This window comes from Ferrimonas sp. YFM, from assembly GCF_030296015.1.
Taxonomy (GTDB): Bacteria; Pseudomonadota; Gammaproteobacteria; order Enterobacterales; family Shewanellaceae; genus Ferrimonas.
The window spans coordinates 1,954,266-1,971,074 of record NZ_AP027368.1; the positions used below are offsets into that span (position 1 = coordinate 1,954,266).

Genomic DNA, 16,809 nt, shown 5'->3' on the forward strand with positions numbered 1-16,809 from the left:
ATGAAACAGGCAACAAAATTTGCGGTTCACCGAGGCTGGCAACTGCTGCTGACCGACATGGGGATGGATGCGGCCGAGGTGCTCAGGCTGGCCGGACTGCCCGGGGATCTGTTCAGTCGCAACGATGCCCATATGACCACCAGCGAATACTACCGCCTGTGGGACGCTCTGGAACAGCTGGCAGGAGCGCGTCAGCTGCCGCTGATGCTGGCCAACGCCATCTCTGCCGAGGCCTTTGACGCCCCTATCTTTGCGGCCCTGTGCAGCGATAACCTCAACCATGGCTTCTCTCGCCTGAGCCAGTTTAAGCGTCTTATCGGCCCTCTGACCCTTAAGGTGGAAATTGGTGAACACCGCACCCGTGCTATTGCTGGGTGTTATGGCTATCCAGGTCAGTTGCCCAGGGCACTGGCGCTCACCGAAATGGTGTTTCTGTGTCAACTGGTCAGGCTGGCCACCCGCCATCGCGTCGAGCCATTGGCGGTGACTGTACCGTCGCTGCCACAGGACCTGGCCGCCTATCAGGCCTATTTCGGTGTGGCGCCGAAGCTTGGGAAGGAGGCCAGGATTGAGTTCAGTGCCGAGGATGCCCAAAGGCCGTTTCTGACCCGAAACGAAGCGATGTGGGCCCAGTTTGAGCCTGGGCTGCGCCAGTCTCTGGCTTCTCTGGACGCCAATGCCTCGACGGTAGAGCGGCTGCGAAGCCTGCTGCTGGAGATGCTTCCCGCGGGCCAGAGCGGCGCCGAGCAGGCGGCGTCTCGTCTGGCCATGAGCAAGCGCACCTTGCAGCGCAGGCTGTCGTCAGAGCAGAGCAATTTTCAACAGGTGCTGGATGATACCCGGCTGGAACTGGCCCACCACTACCTGGGCAGACAGCAGAGCGCCGCCGAGGTGGCGTTCCTGCTGGGCTATCAGGACACCACCTCCTTCTACCGGGCGTTTCAGGCCTGGACAGGCACCACGCCGGAGCGCTACCGCCAGGCCCATTAAGGGGCTAGCGTGCCACCATCATGCCGCGGATAAAGGCTTCCAGCTCGCCATAGGAGCTGAAGTAGCCGGGCACCGGATAGGGGCTGCGGTAGGCTTCGTCGATGACATTGCGGGTGATCTGCTCGATGTCTTCCTCTTTGACCATGCTCAGCAGCGGCTGAATCTCCAATTGACCGCAGAGGTTGTGCACCGCGTCCACCAGGGCCAGGGCAAGGTCGGCATCGGTATCGCCCTTCAAGCCGAGGTGGCGCGCCATTTCGGCCATGCGGGTTTCCGCGAAGGGCAGGTAGAAGGCCAGCACATGGGGCAGCACCATGGCATTGGCCAGGCCATGAGGCACACCATAGAAGGCGCCCAGCTGATGGGCGATGGCGTGTACCCAGCCGACACTGGTGCGGGTAAAGGCGACACCGGCATTGTGGGAGGCGATGGCCATCTGCCGCCTGGCCTCCTCGTCGTTGGCGCCGTCGTGGAAGGCCCGGGGCAGGTGATCGAAGATCCGCGCCATGCTCTCCAGGTTGAGGGCGTCTGTCTTGGCGGTGGCGTAGCGGCTCAGGTAGGACTCCATGGCGTGGGTGAGGGCGTCCATGCCGGTGGCAGCGGTGATCCCCGGAGGCAGGCCCATCATCAGAGAGGGGTCCAGTACCGCCAGTTCCGGCACCACGGTGAGGCTGATCACCACCTTTTTCTGATGAGTCTGCTCGTCGGTGATCACCGCGGCGGCGGTGGCTTCGGAGCCGGTGCCCGCGGTGGTGGGAATGGCCATGAAGTAGTGACCTCGTTTGCGCAGCTTCAGCATGCCGGGCACCGAGCGGGGATCGATGTTGTGACGGGCACAGGGGTTGATCACCTTGGTGGCGTCGATGGAGGAGCCACCGCCGATGGCGATGACACCATCGAACTCATGATTGCGGCAGTGCTCGATGCCGCGCTCGATGACGGAGAAGTCCGGGTCCGGGACTATGTCACTGAATACCGAGTAGTCCAACTTGGCCTCATTCATGGCGTCCAGCAACCGCTGGAACACAGGCAAACCCACGAAGGCGGTGTCGGTGATCACCACAGGGCGCTTGATCCCCTGTTTGGTCAATTCGGCAATCCCCTCGGCCAGGGCCTGACTGCCGCTGAATACCTCCGGGCTGGCAATGGGCAAGATCCGGTAGACCGGCTTGGCCAAGGCGGCCCATCCCCTGTACAGGGTCTGACGCAGGGCAAATCCTGGCTCGGGTGAATGGTGATTTGCCTGAAGCGATTGATTCATGCTGCCCTCCCTCTCGGCTGCTGCCGGTAACTCCTGCCGGCCCATGAATGTTTGTTACCGACTAGTCGGTCGGTTGTCAGACTAGGCGATGGCGCTGTTCCCTGTCAACTGGCGGTCAAAGTTCACACAATTGGACTGTTTATGAGCAAGATAACAGAGGGTGTGCGTCAGGTGTGAAGGATTTGTGCGCCAGTTGATTTGGCACAAGTGTGGTGGACTGAAGATTCAGGCTAAAACAGGGAAGGGGGCCGCCGGCTGCGGCCCCCAGAGTCTGGGAGATCAGTGGTCGTGGTGGTGATGGCCGTGGTTTTTGGCCGGGCCATTGCGAAAGCCCTGGTTGATCATCTTTGACAGCAGAGGGTCCTGCTCATTGTCGCCGATGTCGGCATAGTCGGTCAGCTGATAGCTGTCCCAGTTGGCCATCCAGTGGCTGACCGCCTCGTCGCCGGTTTGTACCGACACCAGGCTGAGCTGCTGATGGGGCGCGGCGAGGGTTTCGATGAGGCCTTGGCCTTCAAGCCACACCAGTTCGGTGTCGCCCTTGGCGCGGTAGTCATGGGCCTGGCAGCCTTCCCCCTCCTGCTTGACCAAAGGCAGTGCTTCCAGGGCGGCTTGGGTGATCAGTTGATACTTGAGTTGCCACAGGCGATCGCCGGAGCGAGCGCTGATCTCGTCGGGCTGATATTCAATTCCCCTCTGATACTGTTCAAACAGGCGCTCAAGTTGAAGCAAGCCGTTGCTGGTGCGGGTCCAGCGCTCGGTGATCCCCTTGGCTGGCCAGTGCAGGGCGACCCGGTTGCCCTGACGAATCAAGGTGAGCTCCTGGGCGGGCTGGGCTGCAGGCTGCAGGCGGTAATGAGCCACCAGGGTATCGCGGTCGCACTGGGCCAGGGCGGGTCCGGCTGTCAGGGCGAGGGAGAGTAGGGCTGTCTTATACATGGGTTACTCCAAAGGGAGCGCCAAAGCGCTCCCTTGTCTGGTCTAACAGTTACTTCAGGGCTTGTTCGGCGCGGCCGCTGAGGTCGGCGGCGTGCTCCATCACGTGGAACAGGTAGCTCTGCTCATTGGTGCCGGTCACCAGTTGGGCGCCGGGGCCGCGGGCGTAGACACCCACATCTTCGGCGGCGTGGGTTTCCGAGCTGCGGGGCACTAGGGCTTCCTGGTGATAACCGGGGGCGGTGGTGTCCACATCGGTCAGGTCGTGACGACCGGCATTGATGGCCTGATCATAGCTTGCGTCGGCGTTGGTCTCTTCGCCCAGATCCTGGAAGCCGCGGCCGTTGGTGTAGCCCAGGGTGGTGTAGGGCAGGCCGTCGGAGGCGGTGGCCTGCTCGCCATCCACACCGACTACCTTGCCCAGGATGGGGTTGCCCCGCTTGGGGTAGCCGGCGATGGTGAACACGTGGCTGTGATCGGCGGTGACCAGGATCAGGGTGTCACTGTCAGAGGTCATCTCGGCCGCTTTGGCCACGGCTTCAGACATCTCGATGGTGTCGGTCAGGGCGCCGTAGGCGGAGCCGGCGTGGTGGCCGTGATCGATTCGACCCGCTTCAACCACCAGGAAGTAGCCCTTGTCGTTGTTGTCGAGGATGTCGATCGCCTTGGCGGTCATCTCCGCCAGGGAGGGTTCACCGGCGATGTCGTTACCCCGGTCCGCTTCATACTGCATGTGGGACTCGTTGAACAGGCCGAACACCTTGGTGGCGGTGGCGGCATCGATGGCGTCGAAGCCGCTCTTGTCCATCACATAGGTGCCCTGAGGGTACTTGGCCTGCCATTCGCTCACCAGGTTGCGGTCGTCGGTGCGATCTCCCTCGACAGAGGAGCGGGCATCGGCGCTGTTGGCGGAGGCATCCTTGGGCAGGAAGTGACGGCGGCCACCGCCCATGACCACGTCCAGGCCGTCCACATCCAGACCACTGATGCGGCTCTCCAGGTAGTGTTCAAACTTCACCAGCTGATCGGCGATGTCGGGGAAGCCGGCGTCCACGGCGTCCTGAGGCATGTCGGACACATCTTCCCAGTTACGGTCGGCTGACTTGGCGTAGGTGGCGGCGGGGGTGGCGTGGGTGATGCGGGCGGTGGATACCACACCGGTGGACATGCCGGCGATCTCCGCCATCTCGACGGCGCTCATCAGCTCATTACCGGCTACGGTGGCGTAGTCGCCGCGGATGATGTCCTCATCGACGCCAATCACGCCGACGTCGGTTTTCACGCCGCTGATCAGCGCGGTCATGGTGCCGGCGGAATCCGGGGTCTGGGCGTCGACGTTGTAGGTCTTAACCAAGCCGGAGTAGGGGAAGCTGTCGAAGCTCAGGTTGTTCTCCTCGCCCAGGCCACCTTTCATCTGACCGTCCAGGATGCGGGCGGCGGTGACGGTGGAGATGCCCATACCATCGCCGACGAACAGGATGACGTTCTTGGCGGCGCCGCGGTGGTTGTCGGCAGTGCGCGCCTTGGCGGCGGCGACGTTGGACTCGCCGGCCTGGTAGTAGGGGTTGCTGGTATTGGTGGCGATGTCCGCCTTGGCAACGCGGAACGGCTCGGGGGTGACGGTGTCACTGTCGTTGTCGCTGGAGTTACAGCCGGCCAGGGCGGCAGTGATGGCCAGGGCCAGCAGGGATTGAGTGGTCAGTTTCATTGCATTACTTCCTTATTTGGCAACCAGGTTCAGGGCGTCGTCGATCAGGTGGAACACCTGGCTCTGTTCAATGACTCCTTGAACATACTGAGCACCGGGGCCGGTGGCGTGCAGGCTGATGTCCTCGCCGGCGTGGGTTTCCGAGCTCTTGGGAATCACCGCTTCCTGGTGGTAACCGGAGGTGGTAGTGTCTACCAGGGTCAGATCGTGGCGCCCGGCGGCGATCTCTTCGCCATAGCTGGCGTCGCCATCGGTCTCTGTGCCGAGATCCTGGAAGCCCCGGCCATTGGTGTAGCCCAAAGTGGTGTAGGGCAGGCCGTCGGAGGCCATGGCCACCTGGCCATCGACGCCAACCACCTTGCCGAGGATGGGGTTGCCGCGGCGCGGGTAGCCGGCAATGGTGAACACGTGGCTGTGGTCGGCGGTCACCAGAATCAGGGTGTCGTCGCCGGCGGCGGCCTGGGCCATCTCGACCGCCTTGGCCAGTTCGATGGTGTCGGTGAGGGCGGTGGAGGCGGAGCCTGCGTGGTGGCCGTGGTCGATGCGGCCGGATTCCACCACCAGCAGGTAGCCGTCCTCATCCTGTTTCAGGATCTCAATGGCCTTGGTGGTCATCTCGCTCAGGGAGGGCTCGCCGGCAATGTCGTTGTGGCGGTCCGCCTCATACTGCATGTGAGACTCGTTAAACAGCCCCAGTACCCGGTGGGTGCTGGCTGGGTCGATGGCGTCGAAGCCAGCCTGGTCCATCACATAGACGCCGTCGCTGTACTTCTGCTGCCATTCGGCGGTCAGGTCACGGCCATCGGTACGGTCACCCTCAACGGCGGAGCGGGCGTCGCTGCTGTTGAAGGCTTCCTCTTTGGGCAGGAAATGGCGGCGGCCGCCGCCCATGACCACATCCAGGCCATCGATTTGTGCGTCCGGGAAGCGAGCTTGCAGGTTCTCCTTAAAGTTCACCAGCTGATCGGCGATGTCTTTACACCCGGCGGCCACCGCCTCTTCAGGCATATCGGAAATATCTTCCCAGTTGCGGTCGGCAGATTTGGCGTAGGTGGCGGCCGGGGTGGCGTGGGTGATTCGGGCGGTGGAGATGACCCCGGTGGCCAGGCCTTTGATCTCCGCCAGTTCGATGGCGGTAGTCAGTTCATTGCCTGACACCGTGCTGCACTGGCCCCGTTCGATGTCCTCATCGACGCTGAGTACGCCGGCATCGGTTTTCACCCCGGCGATCATGGCGGTCATGGTGCCGGCGGAGTCCGGAGTCTGGGCATCGGTGTTGTAGGTTTTTACCAGGGCGGAGTAGCCAAACTTCTCGAAGCTCAGGGCGTGCTCTTCACCCAGCATGCCCTGCTGCTGGCCCTCAAGGATGCGGGCCGCGGTCAGGGTGGAGATCCCCATGCCATCGCCGACAAATAGGATGACGTTCTTCGCTTGGGTGCCGCTGTCGGCGGTCAGCTTGGTGTGCAGATCCTGTTGGGCCTGCTGGTACCAGGGGTTGCTGATTTGATAGTTGGGCAGGACCTGGGCCCCGGCGGTGTGGGAGAGCGACAGGGCCACGGCGGTGGCGAGAGAGCTCCATAAAAGTTTCATAACTGCTTCCTGTAGTTGTGATGCTTGGATACGTAAGCGGAAGCAGGTTATCTGTGGTTTATGTCGGTGAGGTTAAAGCTCTATGTCACTAATATGAATGAAAAAAGACCGCGGTGCGGTCTTTTTTATCTAAGGGATGTCGGCTGTTACAGGAACACTTGCAGGGCTGGGGTCTGGCCGCCAACCGCTTCGCCATCGGCTTTGGAGAGCTCTTTGACGTCCTCCATGTTGGCGATGACCAGGGGAGTCAGGACGCTCTTGGCGTGCTCTTTGAGGTAGTCCAGGTCAAACTTCAGGATGGGATCGCCGGCTTTGACCTTCTGACCCTCCTGAGCGATCCGCTCAAAGCCATTGCCCCTGAGTTCCACTGTGTCGATGCCAAAGTGCACGAACAGCTCCAACCCCAGGTTGGATTCGATACTGAAGGCGTGGTTGGACTCGAAAATCTTGCCAATGGTGCCGTCAATGGGGGCATAAACGGTGTCGCCGCTGGGGTCGATGGCGATGCCGTCACCGATGATCTTCCGAGAGAACACCACGTCCGGCACCTTTTCAATCTCCACCACCTCTCCGGAGACCGGAGCCACCACGGTGATTCCGCCGGTGGGGGGAGTATTTTTCATCATACGTTGCATGCGGCTGAAAAATCCCATGCGCACCTCTTTTCCTTTATCCCTGTTATTGTTGATCTTATCTAATTTTTGCTATGAATCACAGCGAGTTAAGTATAGATGTTAATTCCCTTGTGGTCTGACTTCTCAGCGCCCGTTCCAACACCTTTTGACAGCGGCTGACACTGAGGGCAGACAGCGCGCCCTTGATGGCCGGCCTCTGGGTGGGGACCATGGAGAGACCGTCAATTCCCAAGGCGACCAGAAGAGGTAACGCCTTAATATCTGAGGCCATTTCTCCACATAGGGTGATTTTCATTCCGTGAGCCTGTGCCCGTGAGCACACCCAGGCCAGGGCTCGGATCATCGCCGGCGACACCGGGGTATAGAGCTTGGACATGGTGGGGTCGTTGCGATCCGCCGCGTACAGATACTGGGTCAGATCGTTGGTGCCGATGGAGATAAAGTCCAGTCGGCTGGCCAGGGCGTCAATGTTCATTACCGACGCCGGGGTCTCAATCATCACCCCCAGCTCGGGCTTTTTCTGTTTCTGTTCTGCCGGCAGGTCGGCGGTGGCCTGGTCATAGAGACCGGCGAGCATCTCCAGCTCCTCCACCTGATTGACCATGGGCACCAGCATGCGCACCTGATGACTCTGGCTCAGCCGGGCGATGGCCCGAAGCTGAGGCAGCAGCAGGTGGGGCCGCTCCAGTCCCAGGCGCACTCCGCGATGCCCCAGTGCCGGGTTGGCTTCCTCCAGGTTCTCCTCCTCCATCACCTTGTCGGCGCCGAAGTCGAACAGGCGGATGGTGACCGGATGGGGGGAGATGGCGTCGGCAATGGTGCGGTAGGCCAGGTATTGCTCATCGGCGTTGGGCAGGCTCAGCCTGTCCATAAACAGCAGTTCGGTCCGCAGCAGGCCAATCTCCTGGCAGCCATAGCGTTCCACCTGGGGCAGCTCAGCCAGGGTGGCGACGTTGGCGGCGATGGTGATCTCGTGACCGTCTGCGGTCAGGGCCGGAGACTGGGCATCGTGTTCAATCTGCTGCAGCCGCTCCAGGTAGTTGGCCATCCGGGCGTCGAAGGCTTCGGACTGAACTCTGGAGGGGGTGACGGTGACGGTGGCCTGTTCGCCGTCCAGCAGGATGTCGGCGCCGTGGGGCAGGGGGGCCAGCTCCTCGGGGGAGAGCACCAGCAGGGGAACCTGCATGCCCCGGGCCAGGATCGCCAGATGATCCTGATAGGTGGCCTGACTGACCACCAGACCACTGATGTCGGGATAACGCAAAAACTCGGCAGGGGAGAGGTAGTCCACCACCAGAATGTGTTTGGGAGAGAGGCTCTTCGGCAGAGGGCATCTGTGGCCCAGGGCGTGCTGGGTCAGGCGCTGCTTCAACTGCTGCAGCTCGGCAGCGCGTTTCTGCAGGTTGGGATCTTCTATGCCGGAGATCTCATCCACCATGGGGGTGAGCACCCGCTCGAAGGCGCTGGCGGCACTGCAATGGTGCAGGGTGACGTGCTGGTGGAGGTCCCGCTTGAGCTCTTCATCCTGGAGCATCAGTCTGTCCGCTTCAACCAGCTCACGCTCGGTTTCGGACAGGGCCTGGGTCTGCAGGGCGTTGAGGGCGTCGAGCTCGGCACCCAGTGCCTGGTCGATGTGGCTCAGCTCTGCGGGGATCTGCTGGTAGCCGATCTTGGAGTGGTCCACCGGGTTGATGCGGCGGTGGCAGCGATACAGCGCGCCTCGAACCAGTCCTGCGGAGAGGACCTGGGCGACAAAGGTGTGTGACACTCCGTGTCCTCCCTCTCTATTCTCTAGTCCATGTTGGCGATAAATCGGCATAGGCTGTCGACGGCCTGTTCTGCCTGGTCACCACTGGCGCTGACTTCGATTTCGGTACCGTGGGCCAGACTCAGGGTCTGGAGTCGGTAGAGGCTCTTGGCACTGGCCTGCTTTCCATTGCAATACACGATGATGTCACAGGGATACTGTTTTGCCTGCTGAACCAGCAGGGCGGCGGGACGGGTGTGAATGCCTTGTTTGGCGGCAATGGTTACAGACTGACGATACATGATCTGCCTTGAAGCTGGTGAGACGGCCTCAGCATACTGGTCTGGGGGGCAGGAATCAACAAATCCACTAGTGAAGTGAGAGGGCGCAAGATCGCCCTCTGGTGGATTTCAGACCGGTCACACTTTGAACTGATTCAGTTGGTGTGACAGCTCGTCGGTGACCCCCTGCACCGAGCGACTGGCGTTGGCGTTGCTCTCGTTGGCTTTGACTGATGCCTGGGCCAGCTCGGCAATGTTGTTGATGTTTTGATTGATTTCGCCGGTTACCTGACTCTGCTGGCGGGTGGCGGAGGCGATTTGCATGTTCATGTCGACTATGGTGGCGATTCGGTCCAGCACCTGGTTCAGGGTCTCGCCGGCGTCGTTGGTCTGGCTTGCCAGGTGACTGAATTGGGTTTGGGCAGAGTTTGCTGAATTTGTGACCTGGGCCACGCCGGACTGGATGCTGTCTATGATGGCTGCAATCTCATCGGTGGAGCTTTGGGTGCGACTGGCCAGGGCCCGCACCTCATCGGCCACCACCGCAAAGCCTCGTCCCTGATCGCCGGCTCGGGCAGCCTCAATGGCGGCGTTCAGGGCCAGCAGGTTGGTCTGCTCGGCGATGTCGCGGATGGTGTCGAGGATGCCGCCAATCTGGGCGGAGTCTTTGGCCAGACTGTCGGCGGTGTTACCGGTTTGGCCTATGCCCTGTGAGACCTGCTGAAGCAGGCTGCGGTTTTGCGCCATGGCATCCCGGCACACCCCAACCTGCTGCTGGGTCTGGGAGGCGGTTTCCGACGCCAGGGCGGTATTGCTGGCGATCTCTTCGGTGGCGGACAGCATTTGGGTGACGGCAGAGGCCACCGATTGCGCCTCATTGTTCATGGCGCCCGCGGTCTGATTGGATTGGGTTACTGTGGCATCCAACTGAGCGGAGCTGGCGGTCAGCCCCTGAATGTCGCGTCCTACGATGCGAATCAGGGTGCTGATCTTGTCGGTAAATTCATTAAACCCCCTGGAGAACAGCGACACCTCATCCTGGCCGCCGTCATCCAGCCTCAGGGTCAGGTCTCCGTCGCCGCGAGCGATCTCCTCCATGGTGGTGGTGGCGTTCTTGAGGGGACGGGTAATGGACAGGTTTATCATCACAAACATGATCAGCAGAGGCAGTGACAGCAGGGTCAGAAACCCGGCATAGCTGATCATCACCTGGGTCATGTGTCCCATTACCTGATGGGCATCGCTGATCAGCACAAAGGTGACCTCCTCCCTTTTAAAGCCGTACAGCCAGAACGCCATGCCCTTGACCTCTACCTCGAGACTGCCCTGTTGCCTGGACAATGCGCGAAATGCCTGTTGGCCTTGCGGGGAGCGGGCCAACCGGGTCAGGTCATCGTCCACGGTGCGCTGATAGATAAGCTTGCCGTTGGCATCCAGTTTGATCAGATTGACGTTGTCTCCCAGCTCTAGATCCTCGATGAGGGTCTGGCTGTCCCGCAGTTTCAAAGAGGCGATGGCCTGCCCCAGGTGGTGGGTACTGATCTGTGCATCCATCAGCAGCTGGTTATGCTGTTGGTTCAGGCTGAACAGGGTATACAGCAGGGTGGCCAGGGCGGTGAGGCAGAGTAGCAGCAATAAGCGCAGGGATACCGAGAGGCGTCGCAGCAGTGAAAGCATGTATATCTTCCTGATTATTAATTATTTTACCTTCTAGTAGCTTGTATACATTGGGGGAGGACGCCCGGTCATCTGACCAGGCGAGGCAATTTTCGGCTTTGTGCTGGGCACGGCAAAATTAAGAAGATGCTAAATTACATCTTTCGAATGTTCCTCGTGGGGCGGAACCGGTTTTGATGAGATTTGTGGAGAGAGAAGGGCGGGTCGAGTGACCCGCCCTGAGGCTCACACTTTGAACTGGCGCAGCTGGTGGGACAGTTCGTCGGTGACGCCCTGTACCGACTGACTGGCACTGGCATTGCTTTCGTTGGCTTTGACCGACGCCTCGGCCAGTTCGGCAATGTTATTGATGTTTTGATTGATCTCGCTGGTCACCTGACTCTGCTGGCGGGTGGCGGCGGCAATCTGCATGTTCATGTCACCTATGGTGGCGATGCGGTCGAGCACCTGGTTGAGGGTGTCACCTGCCGCATCCGTCTGGCTGGCCAGGTGTTGGAACTGCTCCTGAGCGGAGCTGGCCGAATCGGTGACCTGGGCGACGCCGGACTGGATGCTGGTGATGATGGCGGCAATCTCATCGGTGGAGCTCTGGGTACGGCTGGCCAGGGCCCGCACCTCATCGGCCACCACCGCAAAGCCCCGGCCATGTTCACCGGCCCGGGCGGCTTCGATGGCGGCATTCAGCGCCAGCAGGTTGGTTTGCTCGGCGATGCCACGGATGGTGTCGAGGATGCCGCCAATCTGGGCGGAGTCTTTGGCCAGGGTGTCGGCGGTATTGCCGGTTTGGCCAATGCCGTCGGAGACTTCCTGGAGCAGGGTGCGGTTCTGCTGCATGGCATCCCGGCATACCCCGACCTGCTGCTGGGTCTGGGCGGCGGTGTCCGAGGCCTGAGCGGTGTTGCCGGCCACCTCTTCGGTGGCGGCCAGCATTTCGGTGACCGCCGAGGCCACCGAGTGGGCTTCCTGGTTCATCGCCCCGGCGGTCTGGTTGGACTGAGCCACAGTGGTGTCCAGCTGCTGGGCGCTGGCACTGAGGTCGGCCACATCCTTATTGACCACCTTGATGAGACCGGCAATCTTGGCGGTGAACTCATTGAAGCTGGTGGAGAAGCGGGCAACCTCATCCCGGCCTCTGTCGTCCAGCCTCTGGGTCAGGTCACCGTCACCCCGGGCGATCTCCTCCATGGTGAGGATCGCTTGCGTCAAAGGCGCAGTAATGGACTGATTCAGCAACAGGAAGATTCCCATGACCGGGCCGGCCAGCAGCACCAGGAAGATGGCGTAATCCCACATCACCTCAGTCATCTGGGCATCGACGCGGCGGGAGTCGCCCACCAACAGCCATTGATTGTCTATGGGAAAGAGCCACAGGGTCACCTCTGAACGCTCCATGGTCTGCAAAGTGCCGCGGGGAATCTGGCTCAGGGTGCCGGGCGCGGGCAGCAATCGGCTGAGTTCACCGTCGCTGCGCTTGAGGCTGCCACTGTCTAAGGCAACCAGGTTGAGTTCCTGAGGCAGGGCGAGAGCGTCGCTCCAGTCGCTCTGACCGCTGGCCAGAGAGCTCAATGCCTGGCCCATATGCTCGGTGGACAGTTCGGCGGCATGGTGGAGTTCGCTCTTTTGCTGAGAGAGGCTGAACCAGGTGTAGGCCAGGGTGGCACTGCCGGCCATGGCGAGCAGCAGCAACAGGCGCAGTGAGATGGAGAGGCGGCGAAGAGTGTGTAACATAGCTTACTTCCAGAAGCCTAAAGCGTTGTTTCTAAAGCCATGGGAGTGCCACGGCCATCCTTGTCCGTAAGTTGCAAAAATGGGGTTCATCGCAACGTGGCGCTAACAATAACAAAAAAAGGCGGCCCGGGGGCCGCCTTTTTGAATTGTGATCGAAACTTTATTGCTGGGTTTCGGCTTCTGTGAACACACCCGCAAAAAGGGCGGAGGAGAGGTAGCGTTCGGCAGAGGAGGGCAGGATAACCACAATGGTTTTCTCTTTCAGCTCAGGCTGTTCCTCCAGCAGTTTGTTGACGGCCACCACGGCGGCTCCGGAGCTGATGCCGGCGAGGATGCCCTCTTCTTCCATCAGGCGGCGGGCCATGGCGATGGCGTCGTCGTTGGACACGCTGATCACCTTATCCACCATCTCCAGGTCCAGGTTGCCGGGGATGAAGCCGGCACCGATGCCCTGAATCTTGTGAGGACCAGGCTTGAGCTCTTCGCCTGCCTTGGCCTGGGCAATTACCGGAGAATCCTCAGGCTCAACGGCCACGCTCAGCACCTGCTTACCCTTGTTCAGCTTCAGGTAGCGGCTGGTGCCGGTGATGGTGCCGCCGGTGCCCACGCCAGCAACGAACACGTCTACTTCGCCGTCGGTGTCTTCCCAGATCTCGGGGCCGGTGGTCTGCTCGTGGATCGCCGGGTTGGCGGGGTTGTCGAACTGTTGCAGCAGCACGTAACGCTCAGGATCGCTGTCGCGAATCTCTTCCGCCTTGGCAACGGCGCCCTTCATGCCCTTGGCACCCTCGGTCAGCACCACATTGGCACCCAGGGCCTTGAGCAGCTTACGGCGCTCCAGGCTCATGGTGTCGGGCATGGTCAGGGTCAGTTTGTAACCGCGGGAGGCGGCAACGAACGCCAGGGCGATGCCTGTGTTACCGGAAGTCGGCTCGATGATCTCGCTGTCCTTGGTGAGCACGCCGCGCTTTTCGGCGTCCCAGATCATGCTGGAGCCGATACGGCACTTTACGCTGAAGCTGGGGTTGCGGGCCTCGATCTTGGCCAGAACATTCCCGTCGGTGACCCGGTTCAGGCGAACCAGAGGGGTTTGACCGATGGAGAGAGAGTTGTCGTCAAAAATTTTAGCCATCCTGTGATGCTCCGTGCTTGCTCGCAATATTGCTGGGGTAGCAGTAATAGTAGCCAGCATATCGGGGTTTTGCGTTGGTGGAAGGTACGGTTCGTTATCCTATATTCCTGAATGGAATAACGGTTGCCCTATTTGTGTATATGAGATGGAAATGGATGATTTCCATCAAATTGTGATAACGTCACGCCATAGGAATTCAGGTAGATAAGGATTGTTGTGAGTCAGCACGCCGACCCCCGCACCATCATTACTCCCTACGCCTTCAATATTGCCCCCAAACTGCTCAACCGGCCCCTGGCTTCACCCTGGCGACGTGGCCTGGCCATCGCCATCGATCTTTTGATGGTGGCCATATTGGCGGAGTTGCCGGGCGATCTGCTGCTGGCCATTGTCCTGGCGGTGGGGTGGATACGTCTTCGGGGTTACCGCATCAAGGGTAAATTGCAGACCGGCATCTTCATCGGTTTCGGTCTCTGGCTGTTGTTTGCCATGATCAACGCCACCATCCAGGGCTGGCCGGAAGACACCCCGTCGGTGGCCGAACCCAGGGTCGAGGTGGAGCAGTCCGTCGAGCTCGATGGCATCTGCGCCGAAGGGGATGTGGGCTGTGTGCTCAGGGTGATTGGTGATGTCACCGCCAAGGTGGTGGGGGAGGAGTTCACCACAGAACAGCAGATGAGCGACTACCTGATGGAGCGCTACGGCCTGACCGAGGCCCAGGCTCAGCAGGTGGCCGCAGACATCATGAGTGGCGACGATGAGCCCGCCGATACCCCGGCCAGGGAAACCTCGAGCCCAGAGGTGGCGGTCGATGACGCCACCCAGACATTGGAGCACGCCCCGCCCCAGACGGATGAGGTGGTGGATGCCCTGGGCACCGCGCTGGAGAAACAGGCCGAGGCCGAAGACTTCGAGGCGGATCAGGAGCCGGAGCGGTTCAGCATCATTGGCGTGGTTAAGGGGATCATCGAAGATCTTGGGCTTGGCCTGGGTTGGGCGTCCGTGTACTTCACCGTGTTTACCGCCTGGTTTCATGGCCAGACCCTGGGCAAGAAGCTGCTGGCGATTCGGGTGATACAGCTGGACAACACCCCTTTGAGCCTGTGGGAGGCCTTTGGTCGCTATGGCGGCTACGGCGCCGGCCTGACCACTGGGCTGATGGGCTTTTTGCAGATATTCTGGGATCCCAACCGACAGGGGATCCACGACAAGATCTCTTCCACCGTGGTGGTTGACCTGCGTGCCAAGGCGAGAAAACGAGCCCGGGCGGAACGCAATAAAATAATGGCAAATCAAAAGGAACTGAATGAATGAGAGTGCTGGTCGTTGAAGACAGCGCCACTGTGGCCAAGGTCTTATTGCACCTGTTTCAACAGGAGCCGGGGATTGAAGTGGACCTGGCAAAGGATTTTGCCACTGCCAGGGAGTTGATGGAGCACAACCAATACTTTGCGGCCCTGTGTGACCGTTGCCTGCCGGACGCCCCCAATGGGGAGGTGATCGAGTGGTCCCTGGCCAAGGGGCTGCCCACCATAGTGTTGACCGCCCAGATGGACGAAGGGGAGCGTAACCGCCTTCAAGGGCTCGGGGTGGTGGATTACGTCATCAAGGAGAACCGTTTCTCCTATCAGTACGCGGTGAATCTGGTCAGCCGCCTGAATCGCAACCAGGCCTACCGGGTATTGGTGGTGGACGACTCTCAGGTGGCTCGCAAGCAGGTTAAGGATCTGCTGGCGCGTCACCTGTTTCAGGTGGTCGAGGCGGACAGTGCCGACTCTGCCCTGATGCTGCTGGCCACCAACGAATTCAAGCTGATGATCACCGACTACGAGATGCCGGTGATGAATGGCGTCGAACTGGTGTGCCGGGTTCGCGAGCGCCCGGGGGGCGATCAGCTCTCCATCGTCGGCCTGTCCGGCCAGGAGGAGGTGTCCGCTAAGTTCATCAAATATGGCGCCAATGATTTCTTGCGTAAGCCCTTCTTTGCCGAAGAGTTCTATTGCCGAATCAACAACCTGATTAAGGCCTGGGAGCTCAATCAGCAGCTGTGGCAACGGGCCAACCTGGATTACCTTACCGGCGTGGCCAACCGGCGTTATCTGATGTCCCAGTTGGAGGACGCTCGTACCCAGGCGGGGCAGAACAACCAGAACCTGAGTCTGGCCCTGCTGGATGTGGACAGATTCAAGGCGATCAATGACCAGCATGGTCACCAGATGGGGGATCGGGTGCTGCAAGTTCTGGCTCGCGAGCTGAGTCAGAGCCTGGAGCGCTTTGTCATCGGCCGGGTGGGCGGCGAAGAGTTTGCGGTGGTGATGCCGGGGCTCAATGGCGACCAGGCCTGGCGGTTGATTGAGGCGGTGCGCCGCAAGCTGACCTCGACCCCCCTGGATCTGGGGGATCAAAAGCTGGCGGTCAGCTTCAGTGCCGGCCTGTGCCAGGCGGCGCCGGAGGATCACACCGATGAGCTGCTGCGACGGGCCGATGAGGTGCTGTATCAGGCCAAGGAAGCGGGGCGTAACCTGGTGCTGCTCGAGGAGGATCAGTGACCCCAGAGGTCTGCGCCACCCTGGAGCTGGCCCTGGGCCAGCTCGGTCTGACTGCCCATGAGGTCAATCAGCTCGCCCAAGCCGGCAAGCTGCGTCGGCTTCGGCCAGGGGAGACCCTGTCGGAGCAGGGCAGGGTGCCTGGCCAGTTTCATCTGCTGGTGGAGGGGCTGTGTCATGGGGTATATCACACCGAATCTGGCCGTCACTACAGCAAGGAGTTTTACTGGGAGGGAGACTGGGTCATAGGTTATGAGAGCCTGCTCGATGGCATACCGCTGCCCTTCGAGTTTCAGGCCATTACAGACTCGACCCTGATGGCCCTGCCTCTCGACCAATTGTCTCAGTGGCGTAATCAGAGACACCTGGCCTATCTGACCCTGCTGGAGACCCAACTGCTGTTCAAGGAGCGCAAAGAACGCCTGCTGCTGCTCAGCACCCCAGAGCAGCGCTATCGTCACTTCTGTGAGCACTATCCCCAGCTGCTTCAGCGGCTGGCGGACTACCAGATTGCCGCCTATCTGGGGATCACCCCCATCAGCCTCAGCCGGATAAAGAGCCGACTTAACAAAGGTTAA

At 60.7% G+C, this 16,809-nt stretch carries 14 protein-coding genes; 4 read left to right on the forward strand and 10 right to left on the reverse strand.

Annotated elements, in window-relative coordinates; genetic code table 11:
• The gene (locus QUE41_RS09085; RefSeq protein WP_286342556.1) at positions 1 to 990 is read left to right on the forward strand and encodes an AraC family transcriptional regulator; all 990 of its coding nucleotides are present in this window, start codon (positions 1 to 3) and stop codon (positions 988 to 990) included.
• A gap of 4 nt (positions 991 to 994) precedes the next feature.
• Here QUE41_RS09085 and QUE41_RS09090 read toward each other — a convergent pair whose 3' ends face one another.
• The 10 genes from QUE41_RS09090 to cysK form a co-directional block, all read right to left on the reverse strand.
• On the reverse strand, positions 995 to 2,251 hold the full coding sequence (locus QUE41_RS09090; RefSeq protein WP_286342557.1) for an iron-containing alcohol dehydrogenase: 1,257 nt from the start codon (positions 2,249 to 2,251) through the stop codon (positions 995 to 997).
• A 279-nt stretch (positions 2,252 to 2,530) separates the two neighbouring features.
• On the reverse strand, positions 2,531 to 3,190 hold the full coding sequence (locus QUE41_RS09095) for a hypothetical protein (RefSeq protein ID WP_286342558.1): 660 nt from the start codon (positions 3,188 to 3,190) through the stop codon (positions 2,531 to 2,533).
• Positions 3,191 to 3,239: 49 nt separating this feature from the next.
• Positions 3,240 to 4,895 carry an alkaline phosphatase gene (locus QUE41_RS09100; RefSeq protein WP_286342559.1) on the reverse strand — a complete coding sequence of 552 codons (1,656 nt, stop codon included), beginning with the start codon at positions 4,893 to 4,895 and terminating at the stop codon, positions 3,240 to 3,242.
• Positions 4,896 to 4,907: 12 nt separating this feature from the next.
• The gene (locus QUE41_RS09105) at positions 4,908 to 6,485 is read right to left on the reverse strand and encodes an alkaline phosphatase (RefSeq protein WP_286342560.1); all 1,578 of its coding nucleotides are present in this window, start codon (positions 6,483 to 6,485) and stop codon (positions 4,908 to 4,910) included.
• Between the two features lie 146 nt (positions 6,486 to 6,631).
• Positions 6,632 to 7,138, reverse strand: a complete 507-nt coding sequence (crr, locus tag QUE41_RS09110) for a PTS glucose transporter subunit IIA (RefSeq protein WP_028109830.1) — start codon at positions 7,136 to 7,138, stop codon at positions 6,632 to 6,634.
• A gap of 58 nt (positions 7,139 to 7,196) precedes the next feature.
• A complete protein-coding gene (gene ptsP / locus QUE41_RS09115) occupies positions 7,197 to 8,888 on the reverse strand; it encodes a phosphoenolpyruvate--protein phosphotransferase (RefSeq protein WP_286342561.1) in 1,692 nt (563 codons plus the stop codon).
• A 23-nt stretch (positions 8,889 to 8,911) separates the two neighbouring features.
• Complete coding sequence (locus QUE41_RS09120; RefSeq protein ID WP_286342562.1) at positions 8,912 to 9,169, reverse strand: HPr family phosphocarrier protein; 258 nt, start codon at positions 9,167 to 9,169, stop codon at positions 8,912 to 8,914.
• A gap of 117 nt (positions 9,170 to 9,286) precedes the next feature.
• The gene (locus tag QUE41_RS09125) at positions 9,287 to 10,825 is read right to left on the reverse strand and encodes a methyl-accepting chemotaxis protein (RefSeq protein WP_286342563.1); all 1,539 of its coding nucleotides are present in this window, start codon (positions 10,823 to 10,825) and stop codon (positions 9,287 to 9,289) included.
• 225 nt (positions 10,826 to 11,050) lie between these two features.
• The gene (locus tag QUE41_RS09130) at positions 11,051 to 12,553 is read right to left on the reverse strand and encodes a methyl-accepting chemotaxis protein (protein ID WP_286342564.1); all 1,503 of its coding nucleotides are present in this window, start codon (positions 12,551 to 12,553) and stop codon (positions 11,051 to 11,053) included.
• A gap of 160 nt (positions 12,554 to 12,713) precedes the next feature.
• A complete protein-coding gene (cysK, locus tag QUE41_RS09135; RefSeq protein ID WP_286342565.1) occupies positions 12,714 to 13,685 on the reverse strand; it encodes a cysteine synthase A in 972 nt (323 codons plus the stop codon).
• A gap of 216 nt (positions 13,686 to 13,901) precedes the next feature.
• On the opposite strand from cysK, the gene QUE41_RS09140 reads away from it, so the two are divergent.
• Genes QUE41_RS09140 through QUE41_RS09150 form a run of 3 tightly spaced genes read left to right on the forward strand, consistent with a single transcriptional unit; the run spans position 13,902 to position 16,809 of the window.
• Positions 13,902 to 14,999, forward strand: a complete 1,098-nt coding sequence (locus QUE41_RS09140; protein ID WP_286342566.1) for an RDD family protein — start codon at positions 13,902 to 13,904, stop codon at positions 14,997 to 14,999.
• Positions 14,996 to 16,234, forward strand: coding sequence for a GGDEF domain-containing response regulator (locus QUE41_RS09145; protein ID WP_286342567.1), 1,239 nt, complete (start codon positions 14,996 to 14,998; stop codon positions 16,232 to 16,234). The genes QUE41_RS09140 and QUE41_RS09145 overlap by 4 nt, the downstream gene beginning before the upstream one ends.
• The gene (locus tag QUE41_RS09150) at positions 16,231 to 16,809 is read left to right on the forward strand and encodes a Crp/Fnr family transcriptional regulator (protein WP_286342568.1); all 579 of its coding nucleotides are present in this window, start codon (positions 16,231 to 16,233) and stop codon (positions 16,807 to 16,809) included. The genes QUE41_RS09145 and QUE41_RS09150 overlap by 4 nt, the downstream gene beginning before the upstream one ends.

Bases quoted from the DNA above. Each gene is read 5' to 3' on its own strand.
- QUE41_RS09085 (WP_286342556.1), top strand. From the start codon at position 1: ATGAAACAGGCAACAAAATTTGCGGTTCACCGAGGCTGGCAACTGCTG.
- QUE41_RS09090 (WP_286342557.1), bottom strand. From the start codon at position 2,251: ATGAATCAATCGCTTCAGGCAAATCACCATTCACCCGAGCCAGGATTT.
- QUE41_RS09095 (WP_286342558.1), bottom strand. From the start codon at position 3,190: ATGTATAAGACAGCCCTACTCTCCCTCGCCCTGACAGCCGGACCCGCC.
- QUE41_RS09100 (WP_286342559.1), bottom strand. From the start codon at position 4,895: ATGAAACTGACCACTCAATCCCTGCTGGCCCTGGCCATCACTGCCGCC.
- QUE41_RS09105 (WP_286342560.1), bottom strand. From the start codon at position 6,485: ATGAAACTTTTATGGAGCTCTCTCGCCACCGCCGTGGCCCTGTCGCTC.
- crr (WP_028109830.1), bottom strand. From the start codon at position 7,138: ATGGGATTTTTCAGCCGCATGCAACGTATGATGAAAAATACTCCCCCC.
- QUE41_RS09120 (WP_286342562.1), bottom strand. From the start codon at position 9,169: ATGTATCGTCAGTCTGTAACCATTGCCGCCAAACAAGGCATTCACACC.
- QUE41_RS09125 (WP_286342563.1), bottom strand. From the start codon at position 10,825: ATGCTTTCACTGCTGCGACGCCTCTCGGTATCCCTGCGCTTATTGCTG.
- QUE41_RS09130 (WP_286342564.1), bottom strand. From the start codon at position 12,553: ATGTTACACACTCTTCGCCGCCTCTCCATCTCACTGCGCCTGTTGCTG.
- cysK (WP_286342565.1), bottom strand. From the start codon at position 13,685: ATGGCTAAAATTTTTGACGACAACTCTCTCTCCATCGGTCAAACCCCT.
- QUE41_RS09145 (WP_286342567.1), top strand. From the start codon at position 14,996: ATGAGAGTGCTGGTCGTTGAAGACAGCGCCACTGTGGCCAAGGTCTTA.